Origin of the sequence: Mycoplana rhizolycopersici, assembly GCF_013378445.1 — a bacterium.
In the GTDB taxonomy this organism is placed as follows: Bacteria; Pseudomonadota; Alphaproteobacteria; order Rhizobiales; family Rhizobiaceae; genus Mycoplana; species Mycoplana rhizolycopersici.
This window is the reverse complement of record NZ_JABXYK010000010.1, coordinates 77580-92938: the sequence shown is the minus strand read 5'-3', so window position 1 is coordinate 92938 and position 15359 is coordinate 77580. Positions and strand designations below refer to the sequence as shown.

General features: G+C 63.1%; 15 protein-coding genes. 4 read left to right on the top strand and 11 right to left on the bottom strand.

The features are described 5' to 3' along the window. Position 1: 1 nt before the first annotated feature. From HV823_RS16865 to lsrA, 3 genes are read right to left on the bottom strand one after another with little or no spacing between them, the layout of a single operon-like run. Entirely contained in the window at positions 2-1015 is a 1014-nt protein-coding gene (locus tag HV823_RS16865; RefSeq protein WP_176950894.1) for an ABC transporter permease subunit, read from the bottom strand. Then, positions 1012-2043 carry an ABC transporter permease subunit gene (locus tag HV823_RS16860; protein WP_176950893.1) on the bottom strand — a complete coding sequence of 344 codons (1032 nt, stop codon included), beginning with the start codon at positions 2041-2043 and terminating at the stop codon, positions 1012-1014. Before HV823_RS16860 ends, HV823_RS16865 begins: the two co-directional genes overlap by 4 nt. Continuing rightward, positions 2036-3538, bottom strand: coding sequence for an autoinducer 2 ABC transporter ATP-binding protein LsrA (gene lsrA, locus HV823_RS16855; protein WP_176950892.1), 1503 nt, complete (start codon positions 3536-3538; stop codon positions 2036-2038). The genes HV823_RS16860 and lsrA overlap by 8 nt, the downstream gene beginning before the upstream one ends. A 240-nt stretch (positions 3539-3778) precedes the next feature. On the opposite strand from lsrA, the gene HV823_RS16850 reads away from it, so the two are divergent. Genes HV823_RS16850 through HV823_RS16840 form a run of 3 tightly spaced genes read left to right on the top strand, consistent with a single transcriptional unit; the run spans position 3779 to position 6649 of the window. Continuing rightward, a complete protein-coding gene (locus tag HV823_RS16850; protein ID WP_176950891.1) occupies positions 3779-4726 on the top strand; it encodes a sugar-binding transcriptional regulator in 948 nt (315 codons plus the stop codon). A 3-nt stretch (positions 4727-4729) separates the two neighbouring features. Next, positions 4730-6292, top strand: coding sequence for an autoinducer-2 kinase (lsrK, locus tag HV823_RS16845; RefSeq protein ID WP_176950890.1), 1563 nt, complete (start codon positions 4730-4732; stop codon positions 6290-6292). Positions 6293-6343: 51 nt separating this feature from the next. Next, positions 6344-6649, top strand: a complete 306-nt coding sequence (locus HV823_RS16840) for an antibiotic biosynthesis monooxygenase (RefSeq protein WP_176950889.1) — start codon at positions 6344-6346, stop codon at positions 6647-6649. A gap of 58 nt (positions 6650-6707) precedes the next feature. Here HV823_RS16840 and HV823_RS16835 read toward each other — a convergent pair whose 3' ends face one another. Genes HV823_RS16835 through HV823_RS16825 form a run of 3 tightly spaced genes read right to left on the bottom strand, consistent with a single transcriptional unit; the run spans position 6708 to position 9267 of the window. Beyond that, entirely contained in the window at positions 6708-7469 is a 762-nt protein-coding gene (locus tag HV823_RS16835; protein ID WP_176950888.1) for an ABC transporter permease, read from the bottom strand. Then, entirely contained in the window at positions 7451-8200 is a 750-nt protein-coding gene (locus HV823_RS16830) for an ABC transporter permease (protein WP_176950887.1), read from the bottom strand. The genes HV823_RS16835 and HV823_RS16830 overlap by 19 nt, the downstream gene beginning before the upstream one ends. A 59-nt stretch (positions 8201-8259) precedes the next feature. Next, positions 8260-9267 (bottom strand): ABC transporter substrate-binding protein, encoded by a 1008-nt coding sequence (locus HV823_RS16825; RefSeq protein WP_176950886.1) that lies wholly within the window; start codon positions 9265-9267, stop codon positions 8260-8262. A gap of 228 nt (positions 9268-9495) precedes the next feature. On the opposite strand from HV823_RS16825, the gene HV823_RS16820 reads away from it, so the two are divergent. Beyond that, positions 9496-10899: an amidase gene (locus tag HV823_RS16820; RefSeq protein ID WP_176950885.1), complete on the top strand. Its 1404-nt coding sequence runs from the start codon at positions 9496-9498 to the stop codon at positions 10897-10899. A gap of 12 nt (positions 10900-10911) precedes the next feature. Here the strand turns inward: HV823_RS16820 and HV823_RS16815 are convergent, their stop codons facing one another. From HV823_RS16815 to HV823_RS16795, 5 genes are all read right to left on the bottom strand, one after another. Further along, positions 10912-11865, bottom strand: coding sequence for an NAD(P)-dependent oxidoreductase (locus HV823_RS16815; protein WP_176950884.1), 954 nt, complete (start codon positions 11863-11865; stop codon positions 10912-10914). 60 nt (positions 11866-11925) lie between these two features. Continuing rightward, positions 11926-12648, bottom strand: coding sequence for a GntR family transcriptional regulator (locus tag HV823_RS16810; RefSeq protein ID WP_343051875.1), 723 nt, complete (start codon positions 12646-12648; stop codon positions 11926-11928). 82 nt (positions 12649-12730) lie between these two features. Further along, complete coding sequence (locus HV823_RS16805; protein ID WP_176950882.1) at positions 12731-13555, bottom strand: alpha/beta fold hydrolase; 825 nt, start codon at positions 13553-13555, stop codon at positions 12731-12733. A gap of 3 nt (positions 13556-13558) precedes the next feature. Beyond that, positions 13559-14404: a carbohydrate ABC transporter permease gene (locus tag HV823_RS16800; protein ID WP_176950881.1), complete on the bottom strand. Its 846-nt coding sequence runs from the start codon at positions 14402-14404 to the stop codon at positions 13559-13561. A gap of 1 nt (position 14405) precedes the next feature. Continuing rightward, positions 14406-15350, bottom strand: a complete 945-nt coding sequence (locus HV823_RS16795; RefSeq protein ID WP_176950880.1) for a carbohydrate ABC transporter permease — start codon at positions 15348-15350, stop codon at positions 14406-14408. Between the last annotated feature and the right edge of the window lie 9 nt (positions 15351-15359).

Sequence of the window (15359 nt, the reverse complement as noted above, 5' to 3'; positions counted from 1 at the left end):
CTCATTCTCCTCCTGAAGTGACCGCCACCCGGTTCTTTTTCTGTTGCCGGGCGACGGCGATGAAATCGGCCAGCAAAACGCTTCCGTGGCGCAATGCGACCGCGACAACCAGCAACCCTCCCGAAAGTGCGCTGGAAATCTGGCTGGGCACGCCGGCCGCCTGCAGGCCCTGCTGCAGGTAGCCGATGACGAAGGTGGCGATCAGGGTGCCGAGGATGGACCCCTGGCCGCCATAGATGGAGGCGCCGCCAAGCACGGCGGCCGTGACGGCCGGCAGCAGCGTCGCAGAACCGAGGTCGACGCGGGCGGAGCCGAAGTAGGCCGACATGACGAGACCTGCGACTGCAGCCGAAAGACCGGTGATGACATAGGTGATCGTCTGCACGCGGCCGACCGGGATGCCGGCGAAGCGCGCAGCACTCTCCGACTGGCCGGAAAGGAAGACGGCGCGGCCGAAGCGCGTGAAATGCAGCAGGACGATCAGCACGAGCGAAAGCACGAGGAAGAGGGCGAGCGGCGCCGGCAGGCCGAGAAATTCGGCATAGCCGAAGGCGTTGAAAGCTTCAGGGAAATCGCCGATGCCCTCATAGCCGCCCGCGCCGACAAGGCCGGATGCCACAGTCGCCGTGCCCTGGAAAAGATAGAGGCTGCCGAGCGTCACGACGAGCGGCTGGATCTTTGAAAGATGGATGACCGTCGCGTTGAAGAGCCCACATAGGGCACCGGAAGCGAGTGCAAGCGCGATGGAAACCGGCAGCGGTACGCCATAGAACGTGGCTACCCCGAAGACGATGGCGGCAAGGCCGATCACCGAGGCGAACGAGACATCGATGCCACCGGCAATGATGACGAGCGTCAGCGGCAGGGCGACGATGCCGATCTGCACGAAGTCGGACGTGCCATAGATCAGGTTCGCGACGTTGAGAAAGCGCGGATTGAGCAGGCCGAAGATGAGGAGTTCGGCGACAAGCATGGCAAGGAGCGCGGTCTCCCAGCGGAAGATCAGCTTTTTCATCGACCTGCCTCCAGGGTGCGCGCCATTGTCGCCTCTGCGGATTGGGTGGGGCCGCGATCGTGTACGGCATAGCGGCGGGCGCGGATGCGGCGATCGATGATCTGGCGGATGCGGCCGTCGAGCAGCAGCACGGAAAGCAGGATCGCGCCGGCGATGAAGTCGTTCCAGTAGGCGGGGATCTTAAGGAAGACGAGGGCGCTGTCGATCGAGGTGATAAAGATGACGGCGGCGAAGACCCCCGCGACGGAGCCGGTGCCGCCGAGGAGGCTGACCCCGCCGAGCACATTGACGGCGATGGCTTTCAACTCGATGCCGCTGCCGGCCTGGTTGGGGATGAAGCCGATCTGGGCGGAGAAAACGACGCCGGCAAGCGCGGCGCAGACGCCGGTCGCGACGAAGGCCGTGAACTGCACGCGTTTGACCGGCACGCCGAGATGGTGGGCGGCGGCGCGGTTGTCGCCGACCGCGTAGAAATAGCGGCCGAAGCGCGTCTTGCGCAGCACGATCCAGGCAAGAATGACGAGCGCCAGCACCACGATGGTGAGGGCCGAGAAGCCAAAGCCGAGATTGGCGGCCAGCGCCTTCAAGCCTTGCGGCAGGTCCTCTATCCACCGTCCGCCGGTAAGAACCAGCATGATACCGCGGTAGAGGCCGAGCGTGCCGAGTGTCGCGACGATGGAGGGAATGCCGAGATAGGCGACCATCAGCCCATTAAAGGCCCCGGCGAGCCCTCCGGTCGCAAGGCAGAAGACGATGGCGAGCGGCAGGCTGACGCCGGCATTGAGCGAGAGGCCGAGCACAGCGGCGCTAAGACCGAGCACCGATCCGCTCGACACGTCGATGTTGCGCGTCAGGATGACGATCATCGTGCCGAGCGAGATGAGCATCAGAACGAGGCTGCTTGAGACGACCACAGAGGCGGTGGTGCCGGAGAGATAGCCCGGCGCGGCTGCACCGATGGCGGCATAGGCGACGGCGAGAACAACGATGAGCGTTGCGACGCGGTTGCGTGCGAAAAGGTCAAGCATGGCGGGCCTCCGAGGCGCCGAAGGCGAGGCGGGCGATGGCATCCACCGAGATATTCTCCGTGATTTCGCCACCGGACTGGCCGAAGGCCATGACTTCGACCCGGTCGGCGAGCTGTTCGATCTCGTCGAAATCCGAGGAGATGAGGATGATGGCAACGCCGTCGGCCGCAAGCTTGCGGATAAGTTCGTAGATGTCGTTGCGGGCCGCGACGTCGACGCCGCGTGTCGGCTCGTCGAGGATCAGTACCTTCGGTCGCGCCGACAGGCACTTCGCCAGCAGTACCTTCTGCTGGTTGCCGCCGGAAAGCCCGCGTGCCTCCTGGCCGGGGCCAGTGCACTTGATGCCCATGCTCGCGCGGAATTCGTCGAAAACCTTTCGCTCCGAGCCGGGGCGTAAAAAGAAGGGCAGGCGATGCACGAGATAGGACGAGACGTTCCAAAACAGGGGCGCCTCGAGGAACAGGCCGTGCTGCTGACGATCCTCGGGCAGGTAGACAAGGCCGCGATCGATGCAGAGACGTGGCGAGCGCTTCGTCAGTTCCGCGCCATCGAAGATCACGCTGCCCGCCGTCTGGGGGCGCAGACCGAAAAGTGTTTCCGCAAATTCCGTGCGCCCGGCACCGACGACGCCGGCAAGACCGAGGATTTCGCCGGCCCGCACATCGAGGCTGATGTTGCGGAAGCCTTCACCGCTGAGACCGCGAACACTGAGGCGCGGCTTACCAATTTGCGAGACTTTGCGACCGCCACGTTCCTTGCCCGAACCTTCGGCTATCTGCACGCGGCTCATCGCGTCGATGATCTCGGCATCACTATAGTTGTCGAGTGAGCCGGAAAGCACAATCACCCCGTCGCGCAACACGCTGATCGTGCCGCAGATCTCGCGGATCTCGCGCAGCTTGTGCGAGATGAAGAAGATGCCGACGCCCTGCGCCTGCAACATGCGCACACGCTGGAAGAGGGCATTCGTCTCGAATGGGGTGAGCGCGGATGTGGGCTCGTCCAGGATCAGCACGCGGGCATCGCGTACGAGGCCACGCAGGATCTCGACGATCTGCCGTTCGGCGATTTCGAGGGCGGCGGCCTGCGCGTCAAGATCGAGCGAGACCGAGAGCTCGGCGACCAGCTGCTCGACGCGCGAACGCAGCACCCGGGGCGATGCGGCAAGACCGAGGCAGATGTTTTCCAGAACGCTCTGATTGGGCAGGATATGCGCCTCCTGCGGCACCAGATAGAGACCGAGGTCCTGGGCATGGGCCGGCGATGCGTGGGCGAGCGCCCGACCGTTGATTTCGATCGCGCCGGAATTGGCCTGGATGACGCCTGACATGATCTTCATGAGGCTCGACTTACCGGCGCCATTGCCGCCGAGAAGTGCATGCACCTCTCCAGCCTGCAAGGCGAGCGAAACACCCTTCAGCACCGGAACGGCACCGTAGGACTTCCAGATGTCCGTCAGCTTCGCGACCCTCCCGGCCGCCGGGCTCCCAGTCATTCCGCACCTGTTCATATGTAATCAATGTCAATCATGTGATCATAGTGGCCGACGACCGTCAATATGCTCATATCGCCATATTCGACCACAGCCTCTCCATATTGCGCTGCAAAATATGATTTTTTGTCGAAAATCAACGCGTTGCGGCTGAAAAGAATTTTCTCCCCTCACGTCCGTTGACGGAACAAAAGTTTTCTTGATATTCAAATGATCATAAATCGACCGAAGGAGCCCGGATGCATGGCGTCGGATAACGGGGAATGGAGCTACGCCGATACGGACGAGGAGATCCTCACCCGCATCGCCTGGTACTACTACAACGACGGACTGACGCAGAACGACATCGGCGAAAAGCTGAACATGTCGCGCATCAAGGTATCGCGCCTGCTCGAAAGCGGCCGCCGCTCGGGCATCATCCAGGTCCGCATCAATTCGCGTTATCAGGGATGCCTCACGCTGGAGCGGCAGATCAAGGAACGCTACGGGCTGCTCGAGGCCTATGTGGTGCCGCAGCTTCCCGACCAGGATCCGAGCGACCGCCTCGGCCAGGCGGCCGCGCAATTCCTCATGCAGCGGCTGCAGACCGACGATCTTTTGGCAGTCGGCTGGGGCGCCACCGTTTCGAACACGATCCAGCGGCTTGGCCATCTCGCCAATGAGCGCAATATCGGCCTCGTCAGTCTGACTGGTGGCGTCGGCACCTATGTCGACGGCATGCGTACGGCCAATTGGGGCAGCGGCGTTCATCTCGTACCTGCGCCGCTCGTCGTGCGCGATCCGGATGTGGCGCGCAATCTTTCCTCCGAGCCCGCCGTTGCCAACCTGCTCGACATGGCGCTCAACGCCACCTACCAGCTCGTCGGTATCGGTGAGCTTTCGGCCGCCTCGACGGTGGTCCGCTCCGGCTATGTCGGACCTGACGAGGTAGAGCCGCTACGCCGCAAGGGAGCGGTCGGCGACATTCTCTGCCAGTTCTACAACGAGCGCGGCGAGCCGCTCGACCTGCCACTGCACGATCGGGTGATCGGCGTGAAGCTTGCCGCACTTTCGCGGGCGGAAAAGGTCGTGGCGGCTGCGGGCGGCATCCACAAGGTACAGGCTATCCACGCAGCGCTTCGCGGCAAGTTTGTCGGCATTCTCATCACCGACGAGACGACGGCCGCCGGGCTTATCGAGATCAAGGACTGAACCATGACGACTTCCTATCTGCTGGCAGTCGACGCCGGCACCGGCAGCGGCCGCGCAGTGATCTTCGACGAGAACGGCCACCAGATCGCCAGCGCGCAGTACGAATGGCGGCACAAGGCCGATCCGCGCTTTCCCGGCTCGATGGACTTCGACGTGGAGGGAAACTGGTCGCTGTTGTCGCGTGCCATCCGGCAGGCGATTGTCGCGGCAGGCATCGCGGCCGCGGATATTCGCGCCGTCAGCGCCACCAGCATGCGCGAGGCAATCGTCGTCTATGACCGCAACGGCCGGGAAATTTGGGCCTGCGCCAACGTCGACAGTCGCGCCGTCAGCGAGGTGCGTGACCTGAAACGTGATTTCGCCGACCTGGAACGCCAACTCTACGACGAGACGGGGCAGACATTTGCGCTTGGCGCACTGCCGCGCCTCCTGTGGCTGAAGCGCAACCTGCCGGACGTCTATGCGCGCATCGACAAGATCAGCATGCTGTCCGATTGGATTCTGGCGCGTCTTTCCGGCGTCATCGCCAGCGAGCCCTCCAATGCCGGCACGACGGGGCTCTACAGCCTGACGAAACGCGACTGGCTGCCGGAGGCGATGGCAAAGGCCGGCATGCGCGACGACATTTTTCCGGAAAGCGTCGAATCCGGCACTGTCATCGGCCGCGTTACCGCGAAGGCAGCCGAGGAAACCGGCCTTGCCGCCGGAACACCCGTCGTCATGGGTGGCGGCGACTGCCAGAGCGGGGCGGCGGCCATCGGCGTCGTCAACGAAGGAGACTGCGCCGTTCTGGGAGGCACCTTCTGGCAGCAGGTGGTCAATGTCAGCCCGTCGGTCTCGGACCCCTCGATGGACCTGCGCATCAATCCGCACGTCGTCGCCGGCCTCAACCAGGCCGAGGCGATCAGCTTCTTTGTCGGCATGGTCATGCGCTGGTTCCGCGACAGCTTTGGCGCAGAGGAGGTCGCGGCCGCGGGCCCCGGGGGCGATGCATACAGGCTGCTGGAAGAGAAGGCGGCAGGCGTACCCGTCGGTGCCTACGGCATCATCCCGGTCTTCTCCGATGTCATGCGCTACGGCAACTGGTATCATGCCGCGCCGTCGCTGCTGAACCTTTCCATCGACCCGGAGAAATCCGGCAAGGCGGCGATTTTCCGCGCGCTGCAGGAGAACGCGGCAATTGTCGCAGCCCGCAACCTCTCGGCCATCTTCAAGCTTTCCGGCAAGACGCCGGACAAGATCGTCTTTGCTGCCGGCGCGTCCAAATCCGCTCACTGGTCCCAGATCCTGTCCAGCGCGACAGGGCTCCCGGTCGTAACTCCCGTTGTCAAGGAGGCAACCGCGCTCGGTTGCGCGGCGGCGGCGGCGATCGGCCTCGGCCTGCGCCGCGACTTCGTCGAGGCCGCTGAAGGCTGGGTGCGTTACGACAAGCGTTTCGAACCGAACCTCCAACACAAGGCCATCTACGACGAGATGGGGGAACGCTGGGCGCGGGCCTATGCGCTGCAGCGCCAGCTCGTCGACGAGGGCGTCACCACGGCCATGTGGAAGGCGCCGGGCCTCTAGTTCTTCATCCTCAGCGCATCAGCGCACCGTCAACACAGTAGGGAATACGACATGCTCATCCAGATGGTCAGCATCAACGTCAAACCGGGCAACGCCGCCGAGTTCCTTGAGGCGTTTCGCATCAACTACGAGGGAACCCGTCGGGAACCGGGCAATTTGCGCTTTGACGTACTGCGCAATCCAGACGACGAGCACAGCTTCCTGATCTACGAGGTCTTCAAGTCGCCGGAGGCGTTGGATGAGCATCGCAAGACGGCGCACTACCAGGAGTGCGTGCGTCGCATCGACCCGATCCTCGCCGGCCCGCGGACGAAGACGTTCTACAAGGTAGAAATGGCCGACTTCACCGACACCTGAGCTCGTCTTGTTCGTTTGTGGCTGCCTTCCGGAGCGGCGGAATACATGCGCGCCGCCCTTACTGCCACCAGACCAATCTTCGATCGATCAGTACCAGTAGACCGTAGAGCGCCAGGCTGGTTGCCGATGATACGAGGATGGCTGACCAGACGGTGAGGGAGTCCATCTCGGCAGTCGCACGGTAGACGATCTGGCCGATGCCTTTATAAGCACCCAGCATTTCGGCCACGATCACGGCGATCGTGCTTCTGGCAAGGCCGATCCGCAAACCGGTAATGATGGAGGGCATGGCAGCCGGCAGGCGCAGGCGCCAGAGGATCGCAAGCCGGTTCGCGCCGAAGCTGCGCAGCAGGTTTACCTGTCCGTCCTCGGTTCGTGAAAATCCCTCCAGCGCAGCCAGCAGGACGGCGAAGCTGACAGCCAGCGCCGCGATGGCGATTTTCGAGGCGGGCCCCATGCCGAACCACAATAGCGCCAGCGGCACGAAGGCGATGGAGGGAACATTGTTTAGCGCCACGACCAGCGGGAGCAGAAGTGCTCTCGTCGGCGGCACCAGCAGAAAAAGACATGCGAGCGCCAGGCCGATCACCGACCCGACAGCGAACCCTGCCAGGGCCTCGAATGTGGTGATCCAGAGGCCGTCCGCGATCTGCGGAAAACGTTGAACCGCGGCCGCAATGATGCCGCTCGGGCTCGGCAGCACATATTGCGGCACCTCGCCGAAGGCAACGGCGACCTCCCAGACGAAACCCATGACGAAGATGGCAAAGACAACGGGCAGGCATGCGTTGAGCAGCGCATTCAGGCGGGACGCCACCATACATATTTCCTTTCGATGAAGGCGAGCAGCCCATAGAGCAAGGTACCAAGCAGGCCGCAGACGACGATCAGCACCCAGATGCGCTCGACCTGCTCAAAATAGAGCGCCTGCAGCAGCATCACGCCGAGACCGACTGTATCGCCGAACCATTCGCCGACGATCGCACCTATAAGGCTAAGCGACACGGCGAGTTTCAGGCCGGTGAAGATCGAGGGCAGGGCGGTCGGCAGCGCGAGCCGCCAGAAGACTTGCATGCGATTGGCGCCGAAGCTGAGGAAGAGCGCGACGCGCTTCTCATCGATCGCCTGCAGACCGCGAAGTGTCGAGACCGCAACGGGAAAGAAGGAGAGGTACAGTGCGATCATCACCTTGGACAAGAGGCTGTTGCCGAACCAGATGACGACGACTGCGCCGAAGGCGATGACCGGGACGCTCTGCAGCGCGATGAAGAGCGGCAAGACCGAGCGCTCCAGCACGCGGCTGCGGGCGAAAGCCACGCCAAAGGCGATGCCGAGTGCTGCGCCAGCGAGAAAGCCGAGCACGGCTTCGGAAAGCGTACGCAGGAAGCTGTTCAGGAGTTCCGGCCAGACTGAAATTGCGTCCGCAACGACGCGTCCGAGTGAGGGAAGATAGCGCGGTGGAACACCAAGCAGCGGGACGAGGACGAGCCAGGCGCACGTCGCCATAACCAGGGCGGTGGCGGGATGCGCCAGCGGGAGATGTCGTTTCATGCAAACTCCGTGGTAAAATATGCCCGGCGATATCGGACCGCCGGGCATATGCGCATGCCTCACATGGACTTTGCGTCTGCCGGAACCTTGGCCCAGAAGCTCTGGTCGAAGGCGGATTCCAGATCGATTTCGGTATTCAAGGCCTTGTACTCTATCAGGCTGTCGTGCACGGCCTTGATCGAGGCCATGTCGATGGCGCCGAGGCCCTCGCTGCCGCCGAGCTTGGCACGCATCAGCTTCTCGATCTCTTCAAGCATCAATTCCTGGTGCTTGCGCTCGAGCCCCGAGCCGGCGGCCATGACGATATCAACCGCCTCGCTCTTGTTCTCGAAGGCGTACTTCCAGCCCTTCAGCGTGGCGTTGAGGAAAGCCTGCACGACTTCCGGCTTTTCCGCGATCATCTTTTCGGAAGTGACGATCGAATCCTGCTGGGTCGTGACACCGGAATCGTCGGGGAGGAAGATCTTGATGTTGTTGATGCCCTGTTCCTTCAGCGTGTTCAGCTCGTTGTAGAGCGTGACCGTCGCGACATCGTACTGCTTGTCGATGAAGGGCTGCATGGAGAAAGGCTGGGAGACGATGTTGGCATCGCTCTGCGCCAGACCTTCATGCGCCAGAACCGAATAGAGCGTGAACTGCGGGCCGGTCATCCAGGTCGCGACCGTCTTGCCCTTGAAGTCCTTCACCGAGTTGATGCCGGAATCGTCATAGGCGACATAGGCAAAGGGGGTCATCTGCTGCGACATGCCAATGCAGGTCAGCGGCAACCCCTTTTCGCGAGCATAGAGCACACCTTCCGTGCCGCTGGCGATGCCGAACGTGTCGGCACCCGAGGCGACGAGCGTCTCGACATTGATGTTGGGTCCGCCGGGATTGATGGTCGCATCGAGGCCGGCTTCCTCGTAGAAGCCCTTGGCCTTGGCAACGTAAACTCCCGCGAACTGGGCTTGCGCGACCCATTTCAGCCGGACGGAAACGGCTTCCGCCGCCTTTGCGGGCAGTGAGCCGCCGACCAAGGCGGCGGCGAATGCGATGGCAGCGATGCTGCACTTGAGCGGGAGGTTCATTCTGTTCCCCTTAGTTGGTGTATGCATAAAATCATCTGCAATATACGTGCCAACCATGTTTCGCATCCAGATACGCGTTGTCGCTGACTTTCAGCGCTAAATATTCACCAAATCAAAATTGAGGATGCACACTTTGCTTATTATGTATGCAATTTTGACAAATATGATTTTTTAGGCTCAATAGCGGTGAGCTAGCCGGCCATGCGCCGTATCACGAGAGGATAGAGAATGACCGACCAGCCCCTTTGGGCCGCCGAGTTTACCCGGCTTTCCGACGCCATCCGCTCTGGTGCGGTGACCTCTTGCGAACTGACAGAGCTGATGCTCGAACGCATCGCCGCTCATGATGCAAGGCTCAATTCCTACGCGGCAGTGGCGCCGGACGTGGCACGCGCGGCCGCCAGGGCGGCCGATGCCGAGATTGCCGCGGGCAACTGGCGTGGACCGCTGCACGGCATTCCGCTGGCCGTAAAGGATGCATTCGCCACCGTCGACATTCCAACCGGCTTCGGCAGTCCCGTCTTCGCTGGACAGCCGATTACCGAAGAATCGACTGCCACGGCGCGGTTGAGGGCGGCAGGTGCTGTGATGCTCGGCAAGCTTACGTTGACCGAAGGCGTCTATGCGGATCACCACCCGTCGATCACCCCGCCCGTGAACCCGTTCGGACCCGCACACTGGACGGGCACCTCGTCGTCGGGCTCCGGCGTTGCCGTGACATCGGGGCTCGCCTATGCGACGCTCGGCACGGATACAGGCGGTTCGATCCGCCTGCCGTCCTCCTGCTGCGGCGTGGTCGGCATCAAGCCGACCTGGGGCCGCGTCAGCCGCCACGGCGTCTTTCCGCTCGCCGAATCCCTGGATCACGTGGGACCGATGGCACGAAGCACCGCAGACGCTGCCGCCCTGCTTGGCGTGATCGCAGGTACCGATGCCGCCGATCCGACGTCCGCGCCGGCGCCGCTCGACGACTATCTCGAGGCAGCACTGTCGGCCGACGTCGCCGGACTGACCATCGGCATAGATCGCACCTTCATCGCCTCGCGCGCCACAGACGAGGTCCAGGCCTCCATCGAGGCAGCCGTCGAGGTGATGAGTGCCTTGGGTGCGCGCTTCGTCGCCGTCGACTTTCCAGATCCGGATGCGATCCTGCGCGGCTGGGCCGTACAATGCGCCGTCGAATGTGCGCTTGCACACGAAGGTGCCTATCCCTCGCGCAGCGCCGAATACGGCGAACGGCTTTCAGCCCTTATCGAGCGGGGCCGCAGGCACACGGCCCGCGACATGGCTGTGGCACTGCAGGATCGTCGCGATTTCAACGGTCGGATGGCACGGCTTTTTTCCGGCATCGACCTGCTTATGGTCCCGGGCCTGCCGGTCGCCGGCCCATCGATGGATTTCATGGCATCGCTGGGCGAGGATCCGGCAGCCATTCTCGCCATCGGGCCTTTCACGGCGCCGTTCGACGTCTGCGGCTATCCGACGATCACACTGCCCTGCGGCCAGAGCAGCGAGGGGATTCCGATGGGGTTGCAGTTCGTCGGCGGGCCGTTTGCCGAGGCGCTGCTCTGCCGCGCCGGCGGGGCCTATCAGAGCGTCACCGCTTTCCACCGTCGCCGGCCAGATCTCTGAAAGCCCCTAGCCTCAGTAGCCGCGGGAGGGATCGACGACTTCCCGCAGCGGCTCGCCTGAAAGATAGGCGTCGAGATTGGCAAGGAACCGCGTGCGGAAATCCGCATCACCGGTTCCTCCGCACCAGGAAATGTGCGGACTGATGAAGACATTCTGCTGGCGGTAAAGCGCATGCCCGTCCGGTAGCGGTTCCGGCGTGGTGACGTCCAGCGTCGCGTGGCCGATGCGGCCGCTTTCGAGCGCGTCGAGCAGTGCATTCTGGTCGACGAGGCCGCCACGGGAAATATTGATCAGGTGCAGGCCGGGTTTCGCAGCACTCAGCAGTTCGGCGCCGACCATGCCTTGTGTCTCCGGCGTGAACGGCGCGGCGATGACGACATGATCGGAGCCCGCAAAAACCTCCGCCGGGTCCGCACAGGCGGTCAGGCCGTCGCCGCCTGACCATGGGGTGCGGCGGTTGACAAGCACGCGCATGTCGAAGGCGAGCGCGCGCCGCGCGATCGCCTGGCCGATCGAACCGTATCCGACAAGGCCGAGCGTCCTTCCGTGCAGGTGGCCGATCGTGTGCTGGGCGCGCCAGTCCGCCTCGGTGCGTGCCCGCGTTTCCTCGAGTTTCCGCTCGACGCGCAGCATCGCCGCGAACACGAATTCGGCGATTGGCAATGCATTGAGCCCGCGTCCGCAGGTGACGAGCCGCCCCCGCATCAGCGCCGGCGGATACGTCTCGACGCCGGTAGACACGACCTGCACCCATTTCAGCGTGTCGGGAAATGGGTGGTCGAGCGGTGTTCTGCTCCAGTCGGGGAGGGCTTTCGTCACAAGAATTTCCGCGTCCGGGCAGATACGCCACGGTTCGGCGGCTGCGAAATCGTCGATCACCAGCGGCTGCGAGGGATGTGCGGCTGCAAGGCGGCCGAACTCCGCACCGAGATGGTTGACGATCACGGGTCTCTTGCGCGTGGGCATGTCTCTCCTTATCCGACGCGGGCGTCGCGGCTGCTCTGGGGACGGTGCGACCGTCGCGATCTATTGCGCACGACTGAGACTGGCCGGGAGCGAGGATATGAAGTCGGTGAGCTGGTCGCCGAGTAGCTGCACATGCTCGCTCGCCGCCTGGCGGGCGGTTTCCGGGTCGCCAGCGTCGATCGCGTCCATGATACGCACATGCTCGCTGAGCGTGCTCAGCATCCGCCCCGGTTGATAGGTGGCGCGCATGCGGTAGGCGCCGATGCGGCGGCGCAGCTGTATCGCCTGGTCTGCGATGAAATGCGTATGCGCGGCCTCATAGAGCAGGTCATGGAACTTCTGGTTCACCTTGTAGAAGGCGACCGGATCACCCGCTTCGTAGGCCTGGATGAGCTCTTCATGCACCTTGCGCATGGCGGCGCGTTCGGCAGGCGTGGCGCGTCGCGCCGCCAACCGGGCACAGAGGCCTTCGAGCGCGGACATGACATCGAACATTTCGAGGAGGGCGGGAATGGAGAGCAGCGCCACATGGGTGCCCTGCCGGCCGCGCGTCTCGACGAGACCGACCGCCAGCAGCGCTTTGATCGCTTCGCGCACCGGAGTGCGCGACAGGCCGAAGCGGCGGGCGAGTTCCATCTCGTCCAGCCGTTCGCCGGGGGCGAGGCGGCCGTCGAGGATCATCTGTTCGAGCTGCTCGCGCAGTTCGCCCGATCGGGTCGGCGCGCGCGTCGTTCCCTGTGCCGCAGCCGAAGCATTTGGCGAGCGGATTTCATCCTGATCCACGACGGGCACTCCTCTCGCACTGCTTGCGAAGGTTAAACGGGATTTCTGAAGTGCCATTTATACTTTTCTTTCGGGTGTGCATTCAATCTCGCGCATGCCGGTATACCAGTCCGGCGAGGCAGGTTTTCAGCTTTTCCACAATCATCGCTGGCGCCTCGATCATCGGGAAATGGCCGGAGTCGTAAGGGATGACCTCCGTGGCCGCGAAACAGCCCATCGGTTCGGGATGGGCAAGGCGCGCAACCCAGGTGGAATTGAGCATCACGGCCGGGCAGGCGACAAGCGGCCAGCGCTCCTCGGCGTCCCAGGCAAAGAGCGTGTCCTTGACGTCGAGCGCGAACTCCATCGGTGCCGCCGACACCATGTCGTCGGTGATCGACTGCCGTAGCGTTTCGGGCGTGTCCGGATGGACGATGTTGTCGATCATGCCGCGCATCCGCCCCGTATAGTCGGTGGCAAAGTCGGCATGCCGTCTGGTGATTTCAGCATCGGGCACCCGGCCGTAATAGTCGCGGTCCGTCAGCGTATCGAGACCCACAAGGGCGCGGATCCGCGCCGGCGCGCAGATCGCCGCCTCCGTCATGACCGGCCCGCCCATGGAATGGCCAACGAGCACGGCACCGTCGATACCAAGATGGGCGAGCACATGCGAGACGGCGGCACCCATGGCGTTGATCGTCTGCCCTTCCTTCGGAGGCGGCGCCATGCCGCCGAACCCCGGAAGCGTCAGTGCCAGGATGCGATAGTCCCGGGCGAGGGCCGGCACGATCGGATTCCAGATATCGGCATTGCCGCACCAGCCATGGACGAGCACGAGCCAGTCGCCGACTCCCATCGTACGGTAGCCGACGCTGCCGCCCATGGGGGCGTTCAACATTTCGAGTGCGGGGAGGGGTTCAACAGTCATCGCTCACCCCTTGATGCCGCTCGTGGTCATACCCTGCGTGAAGTATTTCTGCAGCAGCAGGAAAAGCAGGATGAGCGGCAAAGTGGCGACAGTCGCGCCGGCGAAGGTTTCGCCCCAGTTCGGCAACTGGGTCGGCGATCCCTGCTGGGCGATCGCCACCTGGATCACCTGGTGAGCGGGATCCTGAACGATGACGAGCGGCCAGAGGAAGCTGTTCCAGGAAAAGAGGAAGGTGATGAGGCCAAGCGTGAGCATCGGCACTTTCACATTCGGCAGGACGATGGAGAAGAAGATGCGCACATGCCCGGCGCCATCGATGCGAGCGGCGTCTTCCAGTTCCACCGGCAGCTCTTCGAACGCCTGCTTCAGCAGAAACAGGCCAAACGGGCTGGCGATCCAGGGAATCATGATGCCGAGCAACGTATTGGAGAGCCCGAGCCCCGAGACGACCTGATAGAGCGGCACCATCAGCGCCTCGATCGGCAGCAGGAAGGTTAGCAGGATCATCACGAAAACGATCTTTGCACCGGGAAAGCGGATGCGCGTCAGCGAGTAGGCGGCCATCGCGCAGAGCAGCAGCGTCAGCGCCACCTGTCCGCCCGCGACGATCGCGGTGTTGAGGAGCGCCCTGAGCACATTGGTGCGCTCAAAGAGCGTGCGGTAGTTCTCCAATGTACCTTCGACGGGAAAAAAGGCCTTCCAGGAAAGCGGCGTCACGTCGTTGAAGAGCGTGAGCTGGTTCTTGAAGGATGACGACACGATCCAGGCGTAGGGCGCGAGGAAGCAGCACAGTATGAGGGCGATGACGAGGGCGACGAAAAGGGCGCGCTGGAGGGGATGCGTCTTCATTTCAGTAGTTCCAGCGCGAGCGCAGCAGCGCCATCTGAAGCGTCGAGATGGCAAGCACGACGAGGAGCAGCACGACGGAGAGCGCCGAGGCATAGCCCGCCTGCTGCATGATGAAGGCGGTGTTGTAGATGTGGTAGACGATGAGGTTGGTGGCTTCCTGCGGGCCGCCCTGCGTCATCAGGAAGGCAGGCGCGAACGCCTGAAGCGAGAAAACCGTCATGATGACGACCACGAAGAGCGTTGTGCGTGACAGAAGCGGGATCGTCACGTTCCACAGGACCTGACGCTTCGTCGCCCCGTCGATGCGGGCGGCTTCCGTCAATTCCGGGGGCAGACCCTGAAGCCCGGCGAGAAACAGGATCGCACCGAAACCCACCTGCTGCCAGAGCGTCATGACGATCAGTGCCGGCAACGCCTGTCCCGTGGAGGTGAGGAATGGCTGATTGCCGACACCGATGAGGTTGAGCACGCCGTTGATCAGGCCGTTCGACGGATCAAGCAGGAACGACCACATGGTCGCCACCACCACCGCGGAGGTAACGACCGGCAGCATGATCATCGTTCGCACGAGGCCGCGCGCAGGCAGCTTCGAGTTGAGGAACAGCGCCAGCAGGAAGGCGATCGGGATCACCGTGACGACGACGCCGAGCGCGAAGAGGAAGGTGACGCCGAAGCTGACGGCGGCATCCTCGTATTCGATCATGTCGGTGAAGTTGCGCAGCCCGACGAACTTCGCCACAGCCGGATTGAGCAGGCTGTAATCCAGCACGCTGTTCTTTGCCATCACGACCAGCGGCACATACTGGAAGACCAGCAGCAGGATCATGAAGGGCGCAAGGAAGCCGGCCGCGAAGACCCAGTCCCGCTTCTGTCGGCGGGTAACCGGCTTGCGAGCCCTGGCTTTCGTTCCGGCCGAAGCCGCAGTTAGGATGTTCGGGACCGACATTCCTGCATC